General features: G+C 68.0%; 23 protein-coding genes and 1 tRNA gene. 17 read left to right on the plus strand and 7 right to left on the minus strand.

Features of this window, described 5'->3' with window-relative positions; genetic code table 11:
- Positions 1-7 precede the first annotated feature (7 nt).
- The 12 genes from def (at position 8) to AC3WRI_RS17585 (ending at position 11,233) form a co-directional block, all read left to right on the plus strand.
- The gene (def, locus tag AC3WRI_RS17530) at positions 8-514 is read left to right on the plus strand and encodes a peptide deformylase (RefSeq protein ID WP_010811325.1); all 507 of its coding nucleotides are present in this window, start codon (positions 8-10) and stop codon (positions 512-514) included.
- Positions 515-666: 152 nt separating this feature from the next.
- Positions 667-1,680 (plus strand): methionyl-tRNA formyltransferase, encoded by a 1,014-nt coding sequence (fmt, locus tag AC3WRI_RS17535; protein ID WP_010811324.1) that lies wholly within the window; start codon positions 667-669, stop codon positions 1,678-1,680.
- Between the two features lie 189 nt (positions 1,681-1,869).
- Positions 1,870-2,730 (plus strand): zinc metalloprotease HtpX, encoded by an 861-nt coding sequence (gene htpX / locus AC3WRI_RS17540; protein WP_010811323.1) that lies wholly within the window; start codon positions 1,870-1,872, stop codon positions 2,728-2,730.
- 132 nt (positions 2,731-2,862) lie between these two features.
- The gene (gene rsmB, locus AC3WRI_RS17545; protein WP_492293701.1) at positions 2,863-4,263 is read left to right on the plus strand and encodes a 16S rRNA (cytosine(967)-C(5))-methyltransferase RsmB; all 1,401 of its coding nucleotides are present in this window, start codon (positions 2,863-2,865) and stop codon (positions 4,261-4,263) included.
- Between the two features lie 9 nt (positions 4,264-4,272).
- Positions 4,273-5,172: a DUF4390 domain-containing protein gene (locus AC3WRI_RS17550; RefSeq protein WP_492293703.1), complete on the plus strand. Its 900-nt coding sequence runs from the start codon at positions 4,273-4,275 to the stop codon at positions 5,170-5,172.
- Positions 5,169-7,601 carry a sensor histidine kinase gene (locus AC3WRI_RS17555; RefSeq protein ID WP_010811320.1) on the plus strand — a complete coding sequence of 811 codons (2,433 nt, stop codon included), beginning with the start codon at positions 5,169-5,171 and terminating at the stop codon, positions 7,599-7,601. The genes AC3WRI_RS17550 and AC3WRI_RS17555 overlap by 4 nt, the downstream gene beginning before the upstream one ends.
- Before the next feature lie 52 nt (positions 7,602-7,653).
- Complete coding sequence (locus AC3WRI_RS17560) at positions 7,654-8,364, plus strand: response regulator (RefSeq protein ID WP_011616260.1); 711 nt, start codon at positions 7,654-7,656, stop codon at positions 8,362-8,364.
- A gap of 60 nt (positions 8,365-8,424) precedes the next feature.
- Positions 8,425-8,500 (plus strand) — tRNA-Phe (locus AC3WRI_RS17565).
- 129 nt (positions 8,501-8,629) lie between these two features.
- Complete coding sequence (locus AC3WRI_RS17570) at positions 8,630-8,830, plus strand: hypothetical protein (RefSeq protein ID WP_041687849.1); 201 nt, start codon at positions 8,630-8,632, stop codon at positions 8,828-8,830.
- Between the two features lie 170 nt (positions 8,831-9,000).
- A complete protein-coding gene (locus AC3WRI_RS17575) occupies positions 9,001-9,492 on the plus strand; it encodes a hypothetical protein (RefSeq protein WP_011616259.1) in 492 nt (163 codons plus the stop codon).
- A 107-nt stretch (positions 9,493-9,599) separates the two neighbouring features.
- Entirely contained in the window at positions 9,600-10,220 is a 621-nt protein-coding gene (locus AC3WRI_RS17580; RefSeq protein ID WP_010811316.1) for a LysE family translocator, read from the plus strand.
- A 287-nt stretch (positions 10,221-10,507) separates the two neighbouring features.
- Positions 10,508-11,233, plus strand: coding sequence for an aquaporin (locus AC3WRI_RS17585; RefSeq protein WP_010811315.1), 726 nt, complete (start codon positions 10,508-10,510; stop codon positions 11,231-11,233).
- On the opposite strand, the gene AC3WRI_RS17590 is transcribed toward AC3WRI_RS17585, so the two are convergent.
- Positions 11,217-13,034, minus strand: a complete 1,818-nt coding sequence (locus AC3WRI_RS17590; RefSeq protein WP_439671082.1) for a carbohydrate porin — start codon at positions 13,032-13,034, stop codon at positions 11,217-11,219. The two genes, AC3WRI_RS17585 and AC3WRI_RS17590, sit on opposite strands and share 17 nt — an antisense overlap.
- Before the next feature lie 349 nt (positions 13,035-13,383).
- Between AC3WRI_RS17590 and AC3WRI_RS17595 the strand changes: the two genes are divergently transcribed.
- From AC3WRI_RS17595 to dinB, 3 genes are all read left to right on the plus strand, one after another.
- The gene (locus AC3WRI_RS17595; protein ID WP_010811313.1) at positions 13,384-14,520 is read left to right on the plus strand and encodes a TRAP transporter substrate-binding protein; all 1,137 of its coding nucleotides are present in this window, start codon (positions 13,384-13,386) and stop codon (positions 14,518-14,520) included.
- 151 nt (positions 14,521-14,671) lie between these two features.
- A complete protein-coding gene (rarD, locus tag AC3WRI_RS17600; protein WP_011616255.1) occupies positions 14,672-15,577 on the plus strand; it encodes an EamA family transporter RarD in 906 nt (301 codons plus the stop codon).
- A gap of 53 nt (positions 15,578-15,630) precedes the next feature.
- On the plus strand, positions 15,631-16,710 hold the full coding sequence (gene dinB / locus AC3WRI_RS17605) for a DNA polymerase IV (RefSeq protein ID WP_492293704.1): 1,080 nt from the start codon (positions 15,631-15,633) through the stop codon (positions 16,708-16,710).
- A gap of 74 nt (positions 16,711-16,784) precedes the next feature.
- Here the strand turns inward: dinB and AC3WRI_RS17610 are convergent, their stop codons facing one another.
- Both AC3WRI_RS17610 and AC3WRI_RS17615 read right to left on the minus strand, forming a co-directional pair.
- Positions 16,785-17,801 carry a DUF2272 domain-containing protein gene (locus tag AC3WRI_RS17610; RefSeq protein WP_011616254.1) on the minus strand — a complete coding sequence of 339 codons (1,017 nt, stop codon included), beginning with the start codon at positions 17,799-17,801 and terminating at the stop codon, positions 16,785-16,787.
- Between the two features lie 239 nt (positions 17,802-18,040).
- Positions 18,041-18,319 carry an HU family DNA-binding protein gene (locus AC3WRI_RS17615; protein ID WP_010811309.1) on the minus strand — a complete coding sequence of 93 codons (279 nt, stop codon included), beginning with the start codon at positions 18,317-18,319 and terminating at the stop codon, positions 18,041-18,043.
- A 1,184-nt stretch (positions 18,320-19,503) separates the two neighbouring features.
- On the opposite strand from AC3WRI_RS17615, the gene AC3WRI_RS17620 reads away from it, so the two are divergent.
- A complete protein-coding gene (locus tag AC3WRI_RS17620) occupies positions 19,504-20,019 on the plus strand; it encodes an SET domain-containing protein (RefSeq protein WP_010811308.1) in 516 nt (171 codons plus the stop codon).
- 43 nt (positions 20,020-20,062) lie between these two features.
- On the opposite strand, the gene AC3WRI_RS17625 is transcribed toward AC3WRI_RS17620, so the two are convergent.
- From AC3WRI_RS17625 to phhA, 4 genes are all read right to left on the minus strand, one after another.
- Complete coding sequence (locus AC3WRI_RS17625; protein WP_010811307.1) at positions 20,063-21,685, minus strand: sensor histidine kinase; 1,623 nt, start codon at positions 21,683-21,685, stop codon at positions 20,063-20,065.
- A 128-nt stretch (positions 21,686-21,813) separates the two neighbouring features.
- Positions 21,814-22,518: a response regulator transcription factor gene (locus tag AC3WRI_RS17630; RefSeq protein ID WP_010811306.1), complete on the minus strand. Its 705-nt coding sequence runs from the start codon at positions 22,516-22,518 to the stop codon at positions 21,814-21,816.
- A 158-nt stretch (positions 22,519-22,676) separates the two neighbouring features.
- Positions 22,677-22,976 carry a 4a-hydroxytetrahydrobiopterin dehydratase gene (locus AC3WRI_RS17635; protein ID WP_010811305.1) on the minus strand — a complete coding sequence of 100 codons (300 nt, stop codon included), beginning with the start codon at positions 22,974-22,976 and terminating at the stop codon, positions 22,677-22,679.
- A gap of 149 nt (positions 22,977-23,125) precedes the next feature.
- Positions 23,126-24,055, minus strand: coding sequence for a phenylalanine 4-monooxygenase (phhA, locus tag AC3WRI_RS17640; protein WP_010811304.1), 930 nt, complete (start codon positions 24,053-24,055; stop codon positions 23,126-23,128).
- A 170-nt stretch (positions 24,056-24,225) separates the two neighbouring features.
- Between phhA and AC3WRI_RS17645 the strand changes: the two genes are divergently transcribed.
- A complete protein-coding gene (locus AC3WRI_RS17645; RefSeq protein ID WP_010811303.1) occupies positions 24,226-24,711 on the plus strand; it encodes an Lrp/AsnC family transcriptional regulator in 486 nt (161 codons plus the stop codon).
- The last annotated feature ends 67 nt before the right edge of the window (positions 24,712-24,778 follow it).

The raw sequence follows: 24,778 nt of genomic DNA on the forward strand, positions 1-24,778 counted from the left end.
GAGCATCATGGCAAAACTCGATATCCTGACCTACCCCGATCCCCGTCTGCACACCGTTGCCAAACCCGTTGCGGCAGTGGACGACCGCATCCGCCAGCTGGTGAAGGACATGGCCGAAACCATGTACGAAGCGCCCGGCATCGGGCTGGCCGCCACGCAGGTCAACGTGCATGAGCAGGTGGTGGTGATCGACGTCTCGGAAACGCGCGACCAGCTCCAGGTCTTTATCAACCCGGAGATCGTCTGGGCCAGCGACAACCGAAAGGTGTGGGAAGAGGGCTGCCTGTCGGTGCCCGAGGTCTATGACCGCGTCGAGCGCCCCGACCGGGTGCGCGTGCGCGCGCTCAACGAGAAGGGCGAGAGCTTCGAGCTCGAAGCAGACGACCTGCTGGCCGTCTGCATCCAGCATGAGATCGATCACCTGCGCGGCAAGGTCTTTGTCGAATACCTGTCGCCGCTCAAGCTCAACCGCATCAAGAGCAAGCTGCAGAAGCGCGAGCGCACCCGCATGTAAGCGGCGCCCTGCCACAAAGATGTAACAGCCCGCCCGGATTCCCGCCGCCAGCGCGCGGCACCCGCGCGGGGTCTGTTATCTTTATGACTTCCGAAGAACAAAAAAACCGGCCGCGATAGCGGCCGGTCCTGTTTCAGGCCACGGAACCTGCCATGTCCCAAGCCAGACCCCTGCGTGTTGCCTTTGCCGGCACGCCCGAGTTCGCGCGCGTCGCGCTGGAAGCCATCCACGCCGCCGGTTTTCCCATCGTGGCGGTGCTGACGCAGCCTGACCGCCCCGCCGGCCGCGGCCTGCAGCTGCACGCCAGCCCGGTGAAGCAGTTCGCCGCCGCCAGCGGCCTTGGGCCAGTGCTGCAGCCGCGCTCGCTGCGCCGCCAGGGCAAGTACCCGGAAGACGCCGCCGCGGCCATCGACGCGCTCGCCGGCACTGCGCCCGACGTGATGGTGGTGGCCGCCTACGGCCTGATCCTGCCGGCCGAGGTGCTGGCCCTGCCGCGCCTGGGCTGCCTGAATATCCACGGCTCGCTGCTGCCGCGCTGGCGCGGCGCGGCGCCGATCCACCGCGCCATCGAGGCGGGCGATGCCGAGACCGGCATCACGCTGATGCAGATGGACGAAGGCCTGGACACCGGCGACATGCTCACGCGCGCGGCCGTGCCGATCGGCCCGGACGACACCACCGGCACGCTGCACGACACGCTGGCCGCGCTGGGCGCGCGCATGACCGTGGCAGCGCTGCAGGAGCTCGCCGCCGGCCGCGCGCTGGCCGCCACGCCGCAGCCGGCCGAAGGCGTCACCTACGCCGAGAAGATCGCCAAGGACGAGGCCCCGCTGGACCTGCGCCGCCCGGCCGCGGCGCTGGCCAACCAGGTGCGCGCGTTCAACCCCTTCCCGGGCGCGACGGTGCAGGTCGGCGATACCGTGATCAAGTGCTGGCAGGCCGTGCCGCTGGCCGCCGCCAGCAGCCTGCCGCATCCGCCCGGCACAGTGCTGGCGGCCGACGCCGCCGGCGTCCTCATCGCCTGCGGCGAGGGCAGCGCACTGCAGGTCACCGAGCTGCAGAAGCCGGGCGGGCGCCGCCAGCCGGCGCAGCAGTTCCTGCAGGCCCTGCCGCTGCCGCCGGGCACGCGCTGCGCGGTACCCGGCAACGGCGCCGCGCAGGCATGATCGGACGGGCCTTGGCCGCACATGGCGGCATAAGTGCCGGCGGCACCGCCCCGGCCGGCGCAAGCGGCCACGGCTCCCCCCTGAAACCGTTGAACAGCCGTTGAATTTTCGGGTATCGCCCCCTATCTAACGGTCATCGCGTCCGCTTTCCCCCGGGACGCGGCTCACGATTACACGGAGATCACCGCAATGTTCAACTGGGTCAAGACCTTCATGCTGATGGCGGCCATCACGGCGCTGTTCATCGTCATCGGCGGCATGATCGGCGGGCGCAGCGGCATGATGATGGCGCTGCTGCTTGCGCTGGGCATGAACTTCTTCTCCTACTGGTTCTCGGACAAGATGGTCCTGCGCATGTACAACGCGCAGGAAGTCGACGCCGGCAGCGCGCCGCAGTTCTACGGCATGGTGCAGGACCTGGCGCAGCGCGCCGGCCTGCCGATGCCGCGCGTGTACCTGATCAACGAAGACGCGCCCAACGCCTTTGCCACCGGCCGCAACCCGGAGCACGCCGCGGTGGCGGCCACCACCGGCATCCTGCGGGTGCTGTCCGAGCGCGAACTGCGCGGCGTGATGGCGCATGAGCTGGCGCACGTGCGCCACCGCGACATCCTGACTTCGACCATCGCCGCCACCATGGCCGGTGCGATCTCGGCGCTGGCCAACATGGCGATGTTCTTCGGCGGCCGCGACGAGAACGGCAACCGCAGCAACCCGATCGCCAGCATTGCCGTGGCAATCCTGGCCCCGCTGGCGGCATCGCTGATCCAGATGGCAATCTCGCGCGCACGTGAATTCGAAGCCGACCGCGGCGGCGCCGAGATCAGCGGCGACCCGCAGGCACTGGCCAGCGCACTGGACAAGATCCACCGCTACGCCCAGGGCATCCCGTTCCAGGCGGCCGAAGAACACCCTGCCACGGCGCAGATGATGATCATGAACCCGCTCTCGGGCGGCGCCATCGCCAATTTGTTCTCGACCCACCCGGCCACCGAGGAGCGCATCGCGCGCCTGATGCAGATGGCCCAGACCGGCACCTATCCCGCCTGAGCGGCCGGAAATCCGGGGCAGGGCCCCCGCACAGGGTAAACTGCCCGCTGTTCCGCATGGACCGGCGGGCTTTTTTTGTGCCCGCGCCGGCCTGCTTCCCGATTCCAACGCCTGATCCGCCGCCTGACCGATATGCGCCTGCCTCCCGATTCGCTTGCCTTCCAGATGCTTGGCGCCGCCGCCGCGGTGCGCGCCGTCAGCGAAGGCGCAGCCCTGCCCCAGGCGATCGAGGACGCCGCCGCGCAGCTGCGGCTGGACCGCGTGCAGGATGCCACCACGCGCGGCGCGCTGCAGGACATCGCCTATCGCACCATGCGCCAGTTCGGTACGGCACGCGCACTGGTGACAAAGCTGGTCACGCGCCCGCCGGGCGCGCAGGTCGATTCGCTGCTGGCGGTGGCGCTGGCGCTGCTGCTGGAACACGCACCGGGCCCGCGCGACAAGCAGGACGGCGCGGACGCCGGCCGCCCGGGCTACAGCACCTTCACCGTGGTCGACCAGGCAGTCAGCGCCGCCGCCTCCGAACCCAAGACTGCGCATGCGCGCGGCCTGGTCAACGCGGTGCTGCGCCGTTTCCTGCGCGAACGCAAGGCGCTGCTGGCCGAGGTCAACCGCGACGAGCAGGCGCGCTGGAACCTGCCGCCGTGGTGGCTGCGCATGCTGCGCGAGGCCTACCCGGACCAGTGGATGGCCCTGGCCGCCAGCGCCAACGTGCGCCCGCCGATGACGGTGCGCGTCAACACCGCGCGCGTGTCCGTGCAGCAGTACCAGACCGATCTTGCCAACGCCGGCCTGGCCGGCCACGTGGTTGGCCCGCAGGCCGTGCGCCTGGTGCGCGCGGTGCCGGTGACGCAGTTGCCGGGCTTTGCCGAAGGCGTGGTCTCGGTGCAGGATGCCGGCGCGCAGCTGGCCGCGCCGCTGCTCGAGGTGGCCGACGGCATGCGCGTGCTGGATGCCTGCGCGGCGCCCGGCGGCAAGACCGGGCACCTGCTGGAACTGGCCGATATTGAAGTCACCGCGGTGGAAAGCGACCCGCAGCGCACCACCCGCATCGCCGAGAACCTGGCGCGCCTGGGCAAGCAAGCGCGGATCGTGGTCGGCGATGCCAGCCGGCCCGCCGACTGGTGGGACGGCCAGCCCTTTGACCGCATCCTGGCCGACGTGCCGTGCTCGGCTTCGGGCATCGTGCGGCGCCATCCCGATATCCGCTGGCTGCGCCGCGAGACCGATATTGCCAAGCTCGTCACCGAGCAGCGCCGCATCGTTTCGCAACTGTGGCCGCTGCTCAAACCGGGCGGCATCCTGGTCTATGTCACCTGTTCAATTTTCCCAACGGAAGGCGAGGAGCAGGCGCGCTGGTTTGGTGCGCAGCTGGCAGATGCGATACGATTGCAGGCGCCGGGGCAGCTGCTGCCCGGCACCCATGCCACGCAAGCCGCCGGCGCCAATGGCGAAAAGGACGCCACTGCCGGCACCAGCCTGCCGTCGGATCACGATGGCTTCTTCTACGCCCGCTTCCAGAAACGCGCCTGATCTGATCCGATGCTGAGCACGCCGCGCCTGTCAGACTTCCGCGTCATGGTGGACACGAACGTGGACACTGCCGCGGACCGGGCGTGCCTGCATCTGCGCCCCGGCGGCGCGGGCAGGCGTGGCCTGCTGGCGCGGTGGTGGCTGGCACTGGTGCTGGCGCTCGCCTCGCTACTGTGGCTGCCGCCCGTCGCGCGCGCGCAGGTCATCGAGGCCACCGAGGCGCGCATCGAATTCCAGGACGGCGGCTTCGAGCTTGCCGCCAGCTTCGACTTCGACCTGCCGCCCGCGCTGGAAGACGCATTGCACAAGGGCATCTCCCTCTATTTCGCGGTCGACTTCCAGCTCTCGCGCTCGCGCTGGTACTGGTTCGACGACAAGCCGGTCAACACCACCCGCAGCGTGCGCCTGTCGTACCAGCCGCTGACGCGCCAGTACCGTGTCTCCACCGGCGGCCTGCAGCTGCCGTTCACGCGCCTGAAGGGCGCGCTGCAGTTCATCCAGCGCGTGCGCGGCTGGCGCGTGTTCGAGCGCAATGTGGTCAAGCCGGGCGAGACCTACCACGCGGAAGTGCGCATGCGGCTGGACCTGTCGCAACTGCCCAAGCCGTTCCAGATCAACGCCGTCAACACGCGTGAATGGAACCTGGCCTCCGACTGGCGGCGCTTCGCCTATACGGTGCCGACGGACCTGAACGCAGCGCCGCCGCCGCCGCCGCCGCCGCCGCCCGCAGCGCCGCCGCCCGCGCCGGCCCCAGGCCCCGTGTCGCCGGCGCTGCCGGCCTCGCCCGCCGTACCCGCGCCTGCGTCGGCGCCTGCTGCTGCCATTGACGCACGCGGCCTGACCATGCAGACGGTGTCCTACGGACTGTCGCCCGCACTGCTGCTGCAGCCCGCCTCGAGCCAGCCATGAACAACTCGCTGTGGGACAGCCGGTTCCGGCGCGTGCTGTACCGCGTCGTGGCCGGGATCATCGTCTTCCTGGCACTGGTGCTGGTGGGCCTGCTGGCCGGCGCATCGGCCAACACCGAATTCTTCGATCGCTATTTCACGCTGCTGTTCAAGGTGAACCTGGTGATCGGCGCCCTGCTGGTACTGATCGTGGGTGCGCTGGCGCTGACGCTGTGGCTGCGCTATCGCCGCGGCAAGTTCGGCACGCGGCTGATGACCAAGCTCGCCGTGTTCTTCGGCGTGGTGGGCGTGCTGCCCGGCGTGCTGATCTACCTGGTATCGCTGCAGTTCGTCTCGCGCAGCATCGAGTCCTGGTTCGACGTGCGCGTGGAAACCGCGCTCGAGGCGGGCCTGAACCTGGGCCGCTCCACCATCGACAGCTCGCTCGCCGACCTGCAGGTCAAGGCACGCCTGATGGCCGAGCAGCTCGCCGGCGCCTCCGGCGTGGCCACTTCGCTGCAGCTGAACCGGCTGCGCGAGCAGTATGGCGTCCAGGAAGCCGCCATCTTCACCGGCAGCGGCCGCGTGCTGGCCACGGCGTCCAGCAACTACGCGTCGCTGGTGCCGGACCTGCCTTCGGGCGTGCTGGCCGAACAGGCGCGGCTGGCCGGCGGCTACGCGGCGGTGGAGGGCGGCACCGACCCGTCGGGCGACGGCAGCCCGAGCCCCGAACGCGTCGACAGCAGCCACCTGTACCGGCTGCGCGTGATCATTCCGCTGGGCGCCAGTCCAACCGCGGCACAGGATGACGCCGCAGGCGGCAGCGCCCCGCGCGCGCTGGCCAAGCCGCCGCGCTGGGCCGGCTCCGGCCTGTCCGTGGAGCGCCGCCCGGAGGAATCGCCGTCGAGCGGCTTCGGCCTGGTCGGCGAGACCGTGCGCGAGGAACGCTACCTGCAGGTGCTGCACCCCGTGCCGGCGGTGCTCGCGCGCAATGCCGACGAGGTCCAGCGCGCGTACCAGGAATACCAGGAGAAAGCGCTGGGCCGCACCGGCCTGCGCAAGATGTATATCGGCACGCTGACGCTGACGCTGTTCCTGGCCGTGTTCATCGCGGTGATGCTGGCGCTGCTGCTGGGCGGGCAATTGGCGCGGCCGCTGCTGATGCTGCTGCAGGGGACCAAGGAAGTGGCCGAGGGCGACCTCTCGCCCAAGCGCGAACTGAAAAGCCGCGACGAGCTCGGCATGCTCACGCAGCAGTTCAACCAGATGACGCGACAGCTGGCCGAGGCGCGGCTGGCGGTGGAAGAGAACCGCACCGCGCTCGAGCAATCGAAGGCCTACCTGGAAAGCGTGCTGCAGAACCTGACCGCCGGCGTGCTGGTGTTCGACCGCCGCTTTGTGCTGATTACCGCCAATCCGGGCGCGGAGCGCATCTTCCGCCAGCCGTTCGGCGCGGTGCTGGGCCTGCCGGTTGAGCAGATCCCTGGCATGGGGCCGTTCGGCGAGATCGTGCGCCAGGCCTTCTCGGACCAGAACACCAGCGAGGTGCTGGGCGGCGCCGAGCACTGGCAGAAGCAGATCGAGCTGCCGCAGGGCGAGGAACAGCCGCTTACGCTGCTGGTGCGCGGCGCACGCCTGCCCGGCGGCGAGCGCGATGAGCCCGGCTACGTGATCGTCTTCGACGATATCTCCGATGTGATTTCCGCTCAACGCTCGGTGGCCTGGGGCGAGGTGGCACGGCGCCTTGCGCACGAGATCAAGAACCCGCTGACGCCGATCCAGCTCTCGGCCGAGCGCCTGCAGATGAAGCTCTCGCCCAAGCTCGAAGGCACCGACGCCGATGTGCTCAAGCGTGGCGCGGCCACCATCGTCAACCAGGTGGCCGCGATGAAGCGCATGGTCGATGACTTCCGCGACTACGCGCGCACACCGCCCGCGGTGCTGCAGTCGCTGCAGCTCAACAGCCTGGTGGCGGAAGTGCTGCACCTGTATGGCATCGATGATCCCGCGGTGCACGAGCATCCGGTGATTCATCCGACGCTGGGCACCGCGCTGCCCGAGATCAAGGGCGATCCGACGCAGTTGCGCCAGGTCATCCACAACCTGCTGCAGAACGCACAGGATGCCGCCACCGAGAACGTCGCGGCCGGTAGGGCGGCGCCCCATATCACTCTGAACACCGAGACTGTAGAATACAAAGATTCTGCCGGCGAAAACCGGCAGGCCGTCAAGCTCACCATTGCGGACAATGGTCCCGGTTTTGCGCCACGAATCCTGAGCCGTGCGTTCGAGCCCTACGTGACCACGAAAGCCAAGGGCACGGGCCTGGGGCTCGCGATGGTAAAGAAGATCATTGACGAACACGGCGCGCGAATCGAGATGCGCAATCGCATGGAAGGTGCGGAGATCGTCGGTGCACAGATCTCGATCCTGTTCGTTAAACTGACATAGTCAACAATGGCGTCCGGTCCCGGAACGCTGCGGTGGGGTTAAGAGGGGAAGTATGGCAACGATCCTCGTAGTCGATGACGAAATGGGAATCCGGGAGCTGCTCTCGGAGATCCTCAGCGACGAAGGCCACGTGGTTGAACTCGCGGAGAACGCGCTGCAAGCGCGCGAATACCGCGCGGCGGGTACGCCCGACCTCGTGCTGCTCGATATCTGGATGCCCGATACCGATGGCGTGACCCTGCTCAAGGAATGGTCCGCGCAGGGACAGCTGACGATGCCCGTCATCATGATGTCGGGCCACGCCACCATCGACACGGCGGTCGAGGCGACCAAGATCGGCGCGCTCAATTTCCTTGAGAAGCCGATCGCACTGCAGAAGCTGCTGTCCGCGGTCGAGCAGGGCCTGGCCCGCGGCATCGAACGCCCGCGCAGCAGCTCGGCCACCACCGCCGCCCCCGCCACGGTCCCGTCTGCCGAACCCGGTTCGTCAGACATCGTGCCCGAGACCACTGCCGAGGCCGCCCCCAACGGCAGCCCCGCGCGCGTGCCCGAGGCCGAGATGCAGTTCTCCTTCGACATGCCGCTGCGCGAAGCGCGCGACCTGTTCGAGCGCGCCTACTTCGAATACCACCTGCTGCGCGAACACGGCAGCATGACCCGCGTGGCCGAGAAGACCGGGCTGGAGCGCACCCACCTGTACCGCAAGCTCAAGCAGCTCGGCGTCGAACTGGGCCGCAACAAGCCCGAGCCGGCCGAGCAATGAGGCTGTGACGCACATGACGCTTGACTGACCAAAAAAGTCCAGTTATAGTTTCGCTTCTTTGGCCCGGTAGCTCAGTCGGTAGAGCAGAGGATTGAAAATCCTTGTGTCGGCGGTTCGATTCCGTCCCAGGCCACCAGAACAAGAAAAGCCCGGCTCCCGCAAGAGCCGGGCTTTTTGCTTTGTGGCATCGCATAGGCAGATTTGTGTACAGGCAGCGCTGGGCCCTGTGAACCGGCGTTGGTAACCCGCCGCGAGGTACTGAACCATGTCGACGAAACGCAAAATCCATATCCCATCTGATGCCGAGGACAAGGCGCTGACGCTTGCCGCGCGCGCGGACGCGGACAACCCCCCGCTCACCGCCCGGGAACTGGCCCGCATGCGGCCGGCGCAGGAAATCCTGCCGAGACTGGTAGGGGATAAGATGGCCCTGGTCATGCTGCAGCCCCGCTGCCGGCGTGCTTGACCAACGCGCAACAGCCAACCCAGAAGTAAATATCTTCTACTTGGCAGCCGATATATGTATCTCTACGATGGCCTGACGCGCTGCCGCCCGGCGGCGCGGACCGAGCCGGCCAAGCCGCACCCATAACGCGGACAGCCGGTCCAGGGCTTACTTTCTTACCGGGGGGTCTGATGGATACGTTGATCGGGACAGACAACCGCTGGCCGCCGCAGACTGCGGGCGAAGAGCGCGGATTGTGGAAGAGCACCATGGCCGCGGCCAGCCACGCGCTGGGGGCGGCGGGGCGGGTGCAGCAGGCGGTCTCGCAGACGCTGAAGCTGCAGCACAAGATCCGCGCGCTGCGCGACGAGCTGCACCAGATGGAGGCCGAGCGCGACGTCTACCGCGAGCTGCATGCGCGCACGGTCGAGGAGCTGCACCAGGCGATCGACCGCAGCCCGGCAGAGATCCGGCGGCTGCGTGCGGAGACCGAGGCCATGCAGGTGCGCCACCGCGCCTACAAGCTGCTGGTGCAGCACTACATGCGCCTGGGCACGCCGATCGATCCCGGGGTCTTTGCCGAGCAGCGCAGCCGCGTGCAGCAGCACATCCTGTTCCAGCGCCGCAAGGGCATTCCGGTGGCACAGATCCGCGTCGAGGACATCGCGTTCCTGCTGCGCTGAGGCGCGCTGCAGCCGTCAAGCCATGCGCTTTGCCGCGATGGGCCAGGCTGCACTAACATGGCGGCAGCGATGCATCCCGCACTCGCATCCGACACTGCCAGGCCACCATGTTCGACATCCAGAACTACACCAGCTTCGTGCTCGCCATCCTGGTGTTCCAGCTGATCCCCGGCCCGGGCACGATCGCCATTCTCAACGCCACCGCGCGCAATGGCATGGCGGCCGGCATGGGCGCGGTCTGCGGCACGCTGCTGGGCGACCTTGTGTACATGCTCGCCGCGGTGGCGGGGCTGGCGGCGGTGATGCAGGCCAATCCGCTGCTGTTCCACGGCTTGCAATGGTTCGGTGCCGCGTACCTGTGCTGGATGGGGGTGCAGCTGCTGCGTACACGCTTTGCCGCGGACGCCGGCGTGCCCGAGCCGCGCAAGTCCACGCGCGTATACCTGCGCCAGGGCTTCACGGTGAGCCTGACCAACCCCAAGGTAGTGCTGTTCTTTGTCGCGTTCTTCCCGCTGTTCCTGCGCCCGGATGCGTCGCCGGCCACGCTGGCGGCGATGATGGCCCACGTCACGGTGCTCAGCCTTGCCTACCAGGCGGCGCTGGTGCTGGCGGGCAACGCGGTGGCCAGCCGGCTGCGGGCGCTGCCGTTCGCGCGCACGCTGGCAACGCGACTGGCCGGGATCGCGCTGGTCGGCTTCGGCCTGCGGCTGGCGGCCAGCAACCGGTAACGGCCCGCGGCCAGCGCCGCGATTCGATACCGCGCGTCTGCACACAACAAAGCGGCCACGCATTGACGCGCTCCGTGCACGAACGGAACACTGTCGCGTCCGCGCTCACCGCATGTGCGCGGGCTTGCTACTGAACCGCCACCGTTCGAGGCGTCGTCTCAGGCGACGTTGTCCATCTTGCCGCTGCACGTTTTCCTTACTGCCTTTGCCGCGATCTCGCGGTCGCTCTCGTATCCCGTTCGTTGCTCCGCTTTATCGCTGCCGCGCGCCGTCAACGGAGCGCAGCGATGAGTACGCTCGTACGCCGCCTGGTGGCCGAAGGCCTGGGCACGGCCCTGCTGGTGGCGATCGTGGTGGGCTCCGGCATCCGTGCCGAGCGCCTCGCCGCAGGCGACACCGCGCTGGCGCTGCTGGCCAATTCGCTGGCCACCGGGGCTGGGCTGGTGGCGCTGCTGGTGTCGCTGGGCCCGGTGTCGGGCGGCCATTTCAATCCGGTGGTGAGCCTGTCGGCGCTGCTGCAGGGCACGCTGCCGCCGCGCGATGCGCTGCGCTATGTGCTGGTGCAGGTGGCGGGCGGAGTCTGCGGCGTGCTGGCCGCCCATGCGATGTTCGGCGAGCCGGCGCTGGCCTGGTCGGCCCAGAGCCGCACCGGCGCGGCGATGTGGTGGAGCGAGTGCGTGGCCACCTTCGGCCTGGTCGGCGTGGGCATCGGCACGCTGCGCAGCCGGCCGCAGCTGGTGCCGTTCGTGGTGGCAGGCTATATCACCGCGGGCTACTGGTTCACGTCGTCGACCTCGTTTGCCAACCCGGCGCTGACCATCGCCTGCGCGCTGACCGATACCTTCACCGGGATCCGGCCGCAAGACGTGCCGGGCTTCGTGCTGGCCCAGATCGGCGGCGGGCTGGCTGCCACGCTGCTGTTCCACTGGCTGTGCCGCAAACCCGCTGCGGCCGCCACGGCGCAGGCCGACTGGCGCGCTGCGCCCGCCAGCGCCCCTACCAGCGCCGATTGAGCTGCACGCCGAAGATCGAGCCGCTCGCCTGCGAGGCCCACGCGTCGGCCGGCGCGGTGTAGCCGATGCCGTCGACGTCGCTGGCACGGCTATAGGTGTAGAAGGCGCGCAGGTTGGCATTGCCGGCCGACTTGCCCAGCGTCAGCGTGGGCGCCACGGTCAGCGCGGTGCGCTGGCCGCTGACGCCGAAGCCGGACGAGATCTGGTCGTGCGAGACCTCGAAGTTCAGGCGGAACTGGTTGCTGGCCACGTAAGCAGGACGCAAGCGCGTGGTGGTCCACTGCAGCGTGCCGACCGGCGACCGGTCGAACTGCAGGCTTTGCTCCACCGCGCCGCTCAGCCCTGAACGGCCCCTCCATTCCATCGATTCCGCCACGCGCGTGCGCGACAGTGCCGGTCCCATGCCGGTGTAGCCGGTCATGGCGTTGCGCGATCCCGATCCGAACTGCACCCCGAACCGGTTGGTGCCGTACAGCACGCCTTTCTGCTCATGCAACGCAGACGCCCACCATGCACCGCCGGGGTCCTGCACCAGCGGCTGCGCCTCCACCCGCGTGAAGCCGAGCTGGATCGAACCCTGTTCGTTGGTGTTGATGGGCGCGGTGCGCAGCGAGTGGTAGCTGGGCAGGTTCTGGCCGTTCTGGTCGGCGCGCGCGGTGTACTGGTAGCTCAGGCCGATATCGCCGATCACCTTGGCGTTGTCGATGCCGAAGCGCATCGCCGTGGAATTGGGCGGCAGCAGGCCGGACGACAGCAGGAACGGCGCATTGTCGCGCCGGCCGGCCCACATGGTGGCGCCGTCCAGCACCGCCAGGCCGCTGACGGCGGTATAGAACTGCGGCACCAGGGCGTAGGGATCGATCGCCGCGGGGCGGCCATTGACCGTGGTGGCGTCGGTGCCGCGCGCCTGCGCGATCAGCATCACCTGCGCGCCGCCATCCAGGTCCAGCACCGATTCGCGGATCTTGACCTCGCCGGCGCTGCGGCAGGCCAGGCCGTTGCCGATGCCGGTGGAAAGCGCACCGCCGGGGCAGGCGCGCATGGTGGCCGGGCGTTCCTCGGCCGCGGCGCGGCCGCTGTAGCCGAGGCGCCACACGGAATCCCCGGCGGGGTCGTCGGCGGGCAGCTGCGAGTGCAGTACCGGCGGGGCGTCCGGCGGTATGCCACCGGTGGTGCTGTCCGCCGGCTCGGCGGGCGCCTCGGCCTGGAACTGGCCGAGCCGGGGCGGGAAAAGCACCAGTGGCGGCGGCGGCTGGGGTGGCGGTTCAGGCGGTCCGACGAAGCTCGGGTCGACAGCGGAGCTGGTGCCGGCCAGGGTTGCCGGCGCGCTGCCGTCAGGCTGCACGCCGGGCTGGGCAGCCGGCTCGCCCGTGGTACCTGGCGCCGGTGCCGCTGGCACGGTCACGCTGGCCGCGGGTGCCGCTTCGCCGGCGATCAGCGCCGCCAGTGGATCCTCCGTGCTTGCCGTGGCCGGCGTGGCAGGCTCGGCGGCTTGCGCCGAACCAGCGGTCACCACCGGCGGCACCGCCGGACGCGGTTCGATGCGGGGCGGCGGGGTGGTCGCGCTGGTCGTCGCATCCCCGGTCTGCGCGCACGCGACCAGGCCCCACGCGGCCAGCACGGCAAAACCGAGGCGGCGCAGGGGCAGGCCACCGCGTCCGGCAGGGCCGGGACAAAGCGGGATGGCGGGAATCCGACGAGAGACTGGCGGCAATTCGGACAGCAATTCAGTCAAGCAACATCGATGGCCGGAGCAGGCAAGGGCTCCGGAGGCGGGACTGTTTTTTATCAGCCGACCCATTTGACCGCAAGCCGGGTTACAAAATCCATCACACTGTGCGCCGTCTCACAATGCGAAAAACCCCCGGATATGGCGCGATTGACTAGCGAAAACCCGCACTTGCGCGATACCCCGTGGCGAAAGAGCCACCGCTATAATCGGCTGGCTTGTCTTTCGGGTAAGACAGCCCTTTGCCGTGGCCCGCGTCCGGCGCCAGGCATGCTGGGCACGCCGCCGTGCCCGTTCGCAACAGGCACAGCGTTGCGCAAGCCGCTGTACCCCGGCGGCTGGTGCGTCACGGTCCGGCGCGCGGCATCATGCAAGCCGCGAGCCTGCATCCGAATCAATATCTATAAGAGGAGAAGTGGAGATGGAACGTCGTTCCTTTCTGTTGAAAGCGTCGGCCGTGGCCGCCACCGGGGCACTGGCCGCGTGCGGCAAGGGTGAAGAGAAGGCTGCACCTGCCGCCGCCAGCGGGCCGGCAGCGCCGGCCGTGGTCGGCAGCAACCCGGCCGTGGAATGGCGCCTGGCCTCGAGCTTCCCCAAGTCGCTCGACACCATCTTCGGCGGTTCCGAACTGCTGTCGGCCCGCGTCAAGGAACTGACCGACGGCAAGTTCAACATCAAGGTCTTTGCCGCCGGTGAAATCGTGCCGGGCCTGCAGGTGCTGGACGCGGTGCAGAATAACACCGTGCAGATAGGCCACACCGCCGGCTACTACTACTTCGGCAAGAACCCGACGCTGTGCTTCGACACCACGGTGCCGTTCGGCCTGACCGCACGCCAGCAGAACGCCTGGATGATGCAGGGCAACGGCATGAAGCTGATGCGCGAGTTCTTCAAGGAATACAACGTCGTCAATTTCCTGGGCGGCAACACCAATGCACAGATGGGCGGCTGGTTCCGCAAGGAAATCAAGACCGTGGCCGACCTGCAGGGCCTGAAGTACCGCATCGCCGGCTTTGCCGGCGTGGTGCTGTCGCGCCTGGGCGTGGTGCCGCAGCAGATCGCCGGCGGCGACATCTACCCTGCGCTGGAAAAGGGCACCATCGATGCAGCCGAGTGGGTGGGCCCGTACGATGACGAGAAGCTGGGCTTCTACAAGGTGGCGCCGTACTACTACTACCCGGGCTGGTGGGAAGGCAGCGCGCAGCTGTCGTTCTACGCCTCGGCCACCGAGTACGAGAAGCTGCCGGCGCTGTACAAGCGCGCGCTGGAAACCGCCACCATCGAGGCGCACACCAACATGATGGCCAAGTACGACACGGTCAACCCGCAGGCGCTGGCCCGCCTGCTGGAAAACGGCGTCAAGCTGCGCCCGTTCTCCAAGGAGATCATGGAGGCCTGCTTCAAGGCGACCCAGGAATCCTACGCCGACGAAACCGCCAAGAACCCGTCGTTCAAGAAGATCTACGACGACTGGCGCGTGTTCCGCAACAACCAGGCCGCCTGGTTCAACGTGGCCGAGCAGGGCTTCGCGCAGTTCAGCTTCGCGCGCAAGCTGTAAGCGGCACACTGCCCCGGGCCGCACGGGGCTTGCCGCAAACCCCATGTTCCCTCGGGAGCATGGGGTTTTTTGTTGGCCACGGCAGGCGGGCGCCCGCCGGGCGGGGATCGCGCGGCGCCGGTAGAATCGCCGGCATCTACCGGAAATCCCTATGCAACTCGGCATTCTCTACGCCCTCCTGGCCTACATCATCTGGGGGCTGCTCCCGCTCTATATCAAATCGCTGCCCGGCATTGCGCCGCTGGAGATCCTGCTGCATCGGATGGTGTGGTCGCTGGTATTCCTCGGCCTGATCCTGACCTGGCGGCACCAGTGGGCGTGGCTCGGCCGGGTGCTCAGGGACCGGCGCCTGCTGCTGTCGTTCGGCGCCAGCGCGGCGCTGCTGTGCGCCAACTGGTTCCTCTACATCTGGGCGGTGTCGGCCAACCGCGTGGTCGATGCCAGCCTGGGCTACTTCATCAACCCGCTGTTCAGCGTGCTGCTGGGCGTGGTGTTCCTGCATGAGCGGCTGCGCCTGGTGCAATGGCTGTCGATCGCGGTAGCCGCGGCCGGGGTGGCCTGGCTGACGGTGGCGGCAGGCCAGCTGCCGTGGATCGCGCTGGGGCTGGCGGCCAGTTTCGGCGGCTATGGCCTGCTGCGCAAGACCGGCGCGCTGGGTGCGCTGGAAGGGCTGTCGCTGGAGACGCTGCTGGTGTTCCCGATGGCCGCGGCGGCACTGGCCTGGCTGTTCGCGACCGGCCAGGACAGCTTCACCCACGCAGCGCCGGGTACGCAGTGGCTGCTGCTGCTGGCCGGGCCGGTCACGGCGGTGCCGCTGCTGTTCTTTGCGGCCGGCGCGCGGCGCATTCCGCTGTCGTTGCTGGGCCTGCTGCAGTACACCGGGCCGACGCTGCAGCTGCTGCTGGGCGTGTGGCTGTGGAACGAGCCGTTCCCGGCGCAGAAGCAGGTCGGCTACGCGCTGATCTGGCTATCGCTGGCCTTGTATGCAGCCGAGGGGCTATGGATGAATACGCGGCAGAAGCCCGCTATCATCCAGTCGACCAATGAAATCAACTAAAAATCAACTCATTTCATTTGTCACACGCATAACTGATACGGTGCCTGGCCACCATGTCTGCCCCGCCTGATGCCACTCCCGCAGTCCAGCGCAAGATCATCCATTGCGACTGCGACTGTTTCTACGCCTCGGTCGAGATGCGCGACGACCTCTCGCTGCGCGGCCGCCCGATGGCCGTGGGCGGCTCGCCCGACCGGCGCGGGGTGATTGCCACCTGCAACTATGAAGCGCGCGCCTTTGGCGTGCGTTCGGCGATGCCGTCGGCGCAGGCGCTCAAGCGTTGCCCGGACCTGCTGATCGTGCGCCCGGCGATGGACAAGTACCGCGAGGTCTCGCGCCGGATCTTCGCGATCTATCGCGAATACACCACGCTGGTCGAACCGCTGTCGCTGGACGAAGCCTACCTGGACGTGAGCCTTTGCACCCGCCACGCCGGCAGCGCCACCCGCATCGCCGAGGAAATCCGCCAGCGTGTGCGCGATGAAGTGGGCGTGACGGTATCGGCCGGGGTGGGGCCGAGCAAGTTCGTGGCCAAGATCGCCAGCGACTGGAACAAGCCCGACGGGCTGTTCGTGGTCAAGCCGGCGGCGGTCGATGGCTTTGTCGCCGCGCTGCCGGTGGAACGCATCCACGGCGTAGGCAAGGTCACCGCGGCCAAGCTGCGGCGCCTGGGTGCCGGGACCTGCGGCGACCTGCGGCCGTGGTCGCCGGACCGGCTGCACCGCGAGTTCGGCGTCTTCGGGGCGCGGCTCTACAAGCTGTGCCGCGGGGTCGACGAGCGCGAGGTCACGCCCGAGCGCGAGCGCAAGTCGATCAGCGTGGAAGAGACCTATGCCGACGACCTGCCCGACCTGCAGGCCTGCATGGCCGAGCTGGAACCGCTCATCGCCATGCTGGAAGCCCGCATTGAGCGGGCTCAGGCACACGACACCATCGACAAGCTGACCGTGAAGCTGCGCTTCTCTGACTTCCGCCAGACCACGGTGGAATGCCGCGGCCACGCGCCGGACCGCACCGTCTACGCGCGCCTGCTGGCCGAGGGCCATGCGCGCCGGGGCTTGCCAGTGCGGCTGCTGGGGGTGGGGGTAGGGACCAGCGACCGGGATACGTCGCAGCTGGAACTGTTCGACTGAGCGCAGGATTATTCGAGCGAATAATCAACACACCTTAAATAATGGTGTATTGATAAATCGCATCAATAGCCAAGCTATTGCAGGTCGTTGCGCATCACCAGCAGCCACGGCATATGCGAATTGGTGACGCCGTCGAGCCGGCCCGAATCGCCCAGCTCGATCTCCTCCATCGACACCGACTGCTGGACATTGCCGCCGATGGCACGCACCACGCGCGTGGCCGGATCCACGCCGACCACGATGTCGCAGTGCATAGGGGTGGTGCCGAAGCCGATTTCGGCGATGTCCTCCAGATAGCGGTCGCGTCCGCGCCCGGCGCAGATGATGTCGCCGGGCCGGGGCATGGCGGGGACGGGCTCGATATGGAAGGCTGGCCTGGGCAGGATGCCGTCGCGGGCATCGACCACGTACATCGAGTGCGACTGCCCGGTCAGGAACTGGCGCTCGTCCAGCCCCGCCTTGCGCAGCACCCATGAGATAAACACCGCCGACCAGGCCCAGGATCCCTGCGTCACCTGCCGGCAGCCGGGCGCTTCGCCGACGATGCCCCAGTAGCGGCGCGCCAGCGAGCAGCCCAGGGGCGTGGCTTCCATGCCGGTGCCGTCCGGAAAGGACAGGCAGCTGGCGGCCGGTGGCGGATTGCCGTTGGTCTTGGATTCGGTATCGGTGGTGGCGGCAGCGGGTGCCCCGGCCTCCGCGGGGGACGGTGGCTGGGCCTCCGGGATCTCTGGCAGTGGCGCAGGCAGTTCCGGTGCGGGCACCGGGCTGTAGGTGACGCAGGAGGTGTCGTCCCGGCCCAGCCGCACCACCTGCCCGCCCCAGCGGGCCCATTCCTGCGTGGCGATCTCGACGATGCGTTCGCGCGGCGTGGCGCCCGGGCGCGTCACCGGCCTTTCGGTGTCGGGCAGCGCGCGCGCCTGCGGCCGCACCGGCTCGCTGACGGTGGTGCAGGCACTCAGCAGTGCCAGCGCCACGGCAACACAGGCCGCGCGCATGGTGCCTGCAGCCTGTGGAGAAAGCTGTGGAACCGGCTGTGGAAAGCGCTGTGCATAACGCTGTGGAGATCTGCGGCGCGGCGGACGGGCAAGCATGGAGGCCCCATGTGGCACGGCACCCGGTCCGGCCTGTCACGGCCACGGCTGGACGCCTGTTGGAAGACTTCGCGCGCGATCGCTCCGGCGACGGATTCAGCGATGCGGCGGATACTGCAGAAAATCAGCTTACCGCTGTGGATAACGTCCCCCGCCTGGCGCTCGCCAGCGCCCTCGGGCACCGGGCGGCGGCATGGCGGGGTCTGACAATTCGGGCCCTGCAGTGCAGCCCGTCAGGCTCACTGGTTGACAGCGTCCTTGAACTTCTGGCCAGCCTTGAACTTCACGGTCTTGGCTGCTTCGACCTTGATTTCTTCGCCGGTACGCGGGTTGCGCGCCATGCGCTCGCCACGCTCGCCCTTGCTGAACGTGCCAAAGCCGATGAGGCTCAGCGTTTCGCCCTTGGCCACGGCGTCCATGATGGCCGACAGGGTCACGTTCAGTGCCTGTTCCGCCTTGGACTTGGTCAGACCGTCCACCCCGGCTGCGATAGCGTCGATCAGTTCGGTTTTCGTCATGCTTCACTCCGTATCGAGTTGATAAAACACAGGCGTCCGCATGCCGGGCGGCCTGACTGGCACCGCTCCGGCAAAGACACCGCGGGCCACATGATACCGTGTCGGACAAGGCGCACCGGGAACAGATTGTTACCTGGCAGTTTCCGCGAGGCCGCGCCAGGCTGGGCTTCGCGGCAAATCGACGCAGCTGGGTACAGCCATCGCAAGCCGCGGAAGGTGACGAAAGCGTCCTAAGCTGACAGGCAGGGGCCCCCAGGTCGCGCAGGCGAGATAGCGGGCGGGCCGCGTACCTAGCCTCTCACCCATCCCTCGCCAGAGGCCCTCAGAGGCCCTCTGCCCACGCGCAGGCGCATTGGACAGGGCTGGAGAGCTACTGACGGCCAGAAACGCTTGCAGGCGCTCTGGCAGCCTCGGAGGCGCAGACTGCACTATGTTGCATGTTGTCGGATCATTGGGCTGGCGGCGAACCCAGCCGCTATTCGGCGCATGCATGGCACCTTGCCGGGGCGGTTTACGAACCGGCTCCAGATCCTGCGGGCGGCGTATACGTGAAAGTCGGTGTGGTTGGGCGTATACGCCCGAGGTATACGCCGAATCTTCAAATCCAAAACCACAAAGCTTCGCGCTATCGCGACGTTTACAGTCCCGGCCATTTGGATGATGCCTTGGGGGCATTCTTTTGCTGACGCCGTTGGTTCGTTCTTTCGGTTTACCTTCTTCTTTCATGTATACAAATAGTAGTAGTAAGTAAACACCCGCCCCCGCTGTGGAAAACCACGTAAACGTCTTTCGGTTCAACGGTTTACGTAAACGAGAAGTGGTCGTATCCAATGTTGGTCGAGGTGGATGACTCAACCATCCGGAGGAGGCCAGTGCCGCAAGCCCTCCGACTTATGCCTGAGGCATCCCCATGCCAGCCCCAGGCAGCCCACATCCAATCCGCGTGCTTGTCCACAGTTCGAGGCGGGGTTATCCACACGCGGGGACGTAAACGGGCGTCGCGGCTGAGGCGGAAATGGGGTGCCGTATACGTGTCAATCGCAACCAGGGCGTATACGGTGAGGTCGCCGGAAAGGGGTGTTACGTATACGTGTCACGGTTGCACCGGTATCATCCCCGATCGCGCCGGAACGGCCGGCACAGCGGGCCACTCAGGCAAACAGGCGACGAGCACGGAAAGGCAAATGGCGGACAAGGCAAAGCGCAAGGCAGCGGACGAGGGCAAGAAGAAGACGGCGAGCGACCGGATCGAGGTGCGCCAGTCAGGCGTGCACGGCAAGGGCGTCTATGCGATCGGCCAGATCGCCGAAGGCGAACGCGTGATCGAGTACAAGGGCGAGCACATTTCGTGGAAGAAGGCGCTGGAGCGCCATCCGCACGATCCCAGCGATCCCAACCACACTTTCTACTTCAGCCTGGACGACGGCAGCGTCATCGACGCCAAGTACGGCGGTAACCGCGCGCGCTGGATCAACCACGCCTGCGAACCCAACTGCGAAGCGCGCGAGAAAAAGGGCCGCGTCTTCATCCACGCGCTGCGCGACATTGCCGAGGGCGAGGAGTTGTTCTACGACTACGGCCTGGTCATCGACGCGCGCTATACCGCCAAGCTGAAGAAGGAGTTCGAGTGCCGCTGCGGCAGCCCGCAATGCCGCGGCACCATGCTGGCACCGAAGGAAAAGAAGAAGAAGGCCAAGTAAGGCGCGCGTCCCAACCCGCGCCGCCGCCAGCGCAGCGGCGGGTTCAGGCCACCGATCCTGGCGGTTCGCAGGGGATCCGGATCACGAAGCGCATGGTCGGCCGCCGTTCGGGCGCGCCGTCCGCGGCCGGGGTATCGCCGGCCGCACCTGGAACCGGCGGCACGTCCTCGATGCGGATGGTGCCCTGGTGCAGCGTCACGATCTCATGGACGATGGCCAGCCCCAGCCCGGCGCCGCCGCTATGGGCCGCCCGCCCGCCGCCCGGCTCAGGGGCGCGGTCGCCGCGGAAGAAGCGCTTGAAGACTTCCTCGCGCCGCTGCGGCGGGATGCCGGGGCCGTTGTCTTCCACCATCACCACCGCCATGCCGCGGTGACCCATGGCCTCGCCGCCGGCGCGCACCGTGATGCGCCCGCCCGCGGGCACGTACTTCACCGCGTTGTCGATCAGGTTGGACAGGGCCTCGCGCATCAGCAGCCGGTTGCCGCGCACCACCGCGGGCGCGCTGCCGGTGAAGGTGGGGCCGGGCAGGATCTCGAAGCCCAGGTCGATGCGTTGCGCCAGCGCCTGCGGCACCCACTCGGCGCCGATCTCGAAGGCCAGCTCGGCCAGGTCGAAGTGTTCCACCGGCCCGAGACGCTCCAGCGACAGCCCCGGCTCGGCGCGCGCCAGCGACAGCAGCTGGTTGGACAGCCGCACCGCGCGGTCGGCGGCGGTCTGCACCTCGCGCAGCGCATGCCGGGCAACTTCCAGCGAATCGGCTTCCTGGGCCCGGTCGGCATGCAGCTTGACCGCGGTCAGCGGGGTGCGCAGCTGGTGCGCGGCATCGGCAATGAACTTGCGTTGCGCGTCGAGTGCGTCGCGCAGCCGCGCCAGCAGCGCATTGAGGCCGCGGATCAGCGGCGCCACCTCGGCCGGCACCTGGGTCTCGTCGAGCGCGGCGAGTGAGCGGGCAGTCTGCCGGTTGAGCTTGTCGGCCAGGATCTGCAGCGGCACCAGCTCTTCCTTGAGCACGTGCGACAGGATCAGGCTGCCGACCAGCAGCAGCAGGATCAGCGGCACCGACACCGACAGCAGGATCTCGTTGGCGGCGGTCTCGCGCCGGTCCAGCAGCTCCGCCACCTCCACCACGATCGGCCCGCGCGCGGGTTTGCCGGCCTCGCTGGTGCCGAGTTCGTCCACCGCGGCGCTGGGCAGCATCACCGGCAGCCGCACCGCGCGCACCTGGCGCCCGCTGAACCAGGCGTAGAACAGGCGCGCATCGTGCAGTGTGGTCTGGCCGGTGCCGTAGCCCAGCCAGGTGTCCATGCCGCCGATCAGCCCGTCGGGGCCATGGATGCGCCAGTAGATGCGGTCGGTGCCCTCGGCCTCGACCAGCGTCTGCGCGATCATCGGGATGTCGTGCTCCAGGCGCGGGCCGGCAATGCGGATCTGCTGGGCGATGTTGTTGGCCACGCCATACAGCGCGCGGTCGAACACCTGCGTGGTGTAGTGCGCCGCCAGCCAGTACGACAGCGAGCCGCTGGTCAGCACCAGTGCAAACAGCGGCGTGGCCAGAGCGCGCAGCAGGTGCGCGCGCAGGCTGATGTTGGAGCCAGGGCGGGACGCCTGGCGCGTCGCCGCGGGGGTGTCGCCGGCGGCGTCAGCGGTGGCGGAGGCCGGGGGCACGTTCCGCGTTGCGATGCGGGAGGCCGTGCGCCAGGAAACCCGGGAGGAGGTGCGGGAGCGAGGCCACATTGCCGGCTAGGCCGAAGGGCAGGGCCGCGTGTCGGATGACCGTGGCGGCCGGAGCGGTTTCATTGTCCGGCGCGGATCTGCAGCAGGTAGCCGAAGCCGCGCACGGTGACGATCTCGACATCGCTGTCCTCGAGCTTCTTGCGCACGCGGTGCACATAGACCTCGATCGCGGTGTCGCCCACGGTGTCGCCGCCTTCGCCGGCGGGGTGGGCAAAGGTGGCCAGGTGGTCCTGCAGCTGCGCCTTGCTGACCACGCGGCCCTGGCGCTGCAGCAGCAGTTCCAGCACCGCGAACTCGCGCGGCGACAGCTCCAGCGGGCGGGCGTCGATAAACATGCGGCGGTCGTTGCCCGACAGCCGCAGGCGCCCCAGGCGCACGTCGCGCTCGGGGGCGGCCTCGCCCTGCTGGCTGCGGCGCAGCAGCACGCGCACGCGCGCTTCCAGCTCGGGCAGGGCGAACGGTTTGATCAGGTAGTCGTCGGCGCCGGCGTTCAGGCCCGAGAGCTTGTCTTCCAGCTCGTCGCGCGCGGTCAGGATGATGACCGGGGTGGTGCGGTTGCGGGCGCGGTAGCGCGCCAGCAGGGTCATGCCGTCGATGCCGGGCAGGCCCAGGTCGAGGATGACCAGGTCGTGCTGCTCGCGCAGCAGGTGTTCGGTGGCATAGACGCCGTCGTGGACGACGCGCATCTGGTGGCCAGCGCGGGACAGGCCGGCTTCGACGCCGCTGGCAATCTGGCGGTCGTCCTCGATCAGCAGGATACGCATGGCGGCAGCTCGGGCAGGAAGTTGGGCATGGCTGGAGGGAAGGCCTCTTGGCGCACACGGGAGGTGCGGGCCTGCCGCAGATTGTACTAGGCGCGGGCCTCCGCTTCCTTACGGATTGCCTACAGCGGCCCGATCCGGCGCTGCCGCCGCGCCCGCGCTTAGTCGGTCACCGCGTCGGCGGCGCGCTCGATGAAGTGGGCCAGGTCGATATCGCGCTGGGTCAGGCCGTTGGCATCGTGCGTGGACAGCGTGATGTCGACCCGGTTGTAGACGTTGAACCATTCCGGGTGGTGGTCGGCCTTCTCGGCCTGGATCGCCACGCGGGTCATGAAGCCGAAGGCGGCATTGAAGTCATGGAAGGTGAAGCGCTTGAAGATCGCGTCGCGGTCCGGGACGGTGGTCCAGCCGGGCAGGTCTGCCAGCAGCGTGGCACGGGCTTGCGGGGAAAGCGGAGTCATAGGGGGCTCGATCTGGTCGTAACGAAAACGAAGGCCGCAAATCAATGCGGACAGCCGGCCCGCCCGCGCCGTGGCGGCGGGCATGCCGGCATTGTTTCACAAAGCGGGAAGCGGGGCAGGGCGCCCCGGGTTTGCCGGCGAGGGCCGGATCAGATGTCTTCGGTATCGGCCCAGCCTTCGCGGGTGCCGACATTGAGCACCTGGTCGCCCGGGGCCACGTCGCCCGCGCCCAGCGTCGGCTGCGCGCGCAGTTCTTCGTAGAGCGGGGCAAAGTCCGGCCGGGTGGCGTCGAACAGCTGTTCGAAGCTGTCGATCACGAAGTAGGTCTTCTGGAAGGTGTCGATGCGGTAGCGCGTGCGCATGATGCGGCGCACATCGAAGCCGATCCGGTTGGGGCTGGCCGAATCCAGGCTGTAGATCGACTCGCCCTGGCTCGACAGGATGCCCGCTCCGTAGATGCGCAGGCCCTGCGCGGTGCGGATCAGACCGAATTCAACCGTGTACCAGTACAGCCGCGACAGCATGTCCAGCGCCCCCAGCCCGTTCGCCTTCAGGCCGCCCTTGCCGTAGGCCTCCATATAGTCGGCAAAGACCGGGTTGATCAGCAGCGGCACATGGCCGAACACGTCGTGGAAGCAGTCCGGCTCCTGCAGGTAGTCCAGCTGCTCGGGCTTGCGCATCCACCAGCTGGCCGGGAAGCGGCGGTTGGCCAGGTGCTCGAAGAACACCTGGTCCGGCACCAGGCCGGGCACGGCCACGACCTGCCAGCCGGTGGCGCGCATCAGGGTTTCATTGAGCTGGTCGAAATCGGGGACGCGGTCCTTGTCCATGCCCAGCGTGGCCAGGCCCTGCAGGAATTCATCGCTGACACGGCCCTGCAGCATCGCGGCCTGGCGCTCGTACAGCTTGCGCCAGATGGCGTGGTCGGTGCTGGTGTAGCGGTGCACCGGCTGGGCGATGGTGAAGTCCGGGCGCAGTTCCTGGCCGGACAGCAGGCCGGCGTCGAACTGTTCCTTGAGCTTGTCGGTCAGGGTGCCCTGGAAGGCGCCGGGGGCTTCGGTGGCCGTGGCGATGGACATAGGTGCGCGTCTCCTTGTAATGCGTGCTTGCTGCATCGGTGGCAGCATCAATGCGGATTTACTGCGTAGTTTAGACATCCAGGCGCGCAGAAAGGCCGCAAAATCCGCTTATATTGGTGTTGTGACGCATATAATGTGCATTATTCAACTGAAGAATGCGGGATTTGTGTATGACTGCCTCCGGCGTCTCCCTGGACCCCTTCGACCTCGCGCTGCTGGCCGTCCTGCAGGCCGACGGCCGCACCACCCACCAGCAGCTGGCCGAACGCGTGCACCTGTCGCCCAGCCAGGTCGGGCGCCGGCTGGCGCGGCTGGAAGCCGACGGCGTCATCACCGGCTACCGCGTCAACCTGTCATCGCAGGCGCTGGGCCTGGGGGTGATGGTCTTTATCAGCGTCAAGCTGGCCCACCATGCCGACACCATCATCGAACGCTTCCGCGAAGAGATCCTGCTGCTGGAAGAGGTGCAGGAGTGCTATTCGGTGGCCGGCGAGGCTGACTACCTGATCCGCGTGGTCGTGCCCGACCTGCCCACGCTGGCCGAATTCACCATGAAGCGGCTGATGCGGGTGCCGGGCGTGGAAAGCGTGCGTTCGAACATCGTGCTGACCGCGATCAAGTGCGACGGCCCGCTGCCGCTGTCGCACCTGCGCTGAATCTTTTCCTGCGGCGCGTTGCAGGTTTGCGTGCCGGTCTTGCGCTCCTGTGGCGTGCGTGTCACCC

The sequence above is a fragment of the Cupriavidus sp. FW305-27 genome, from assembly GCF_058787995.1.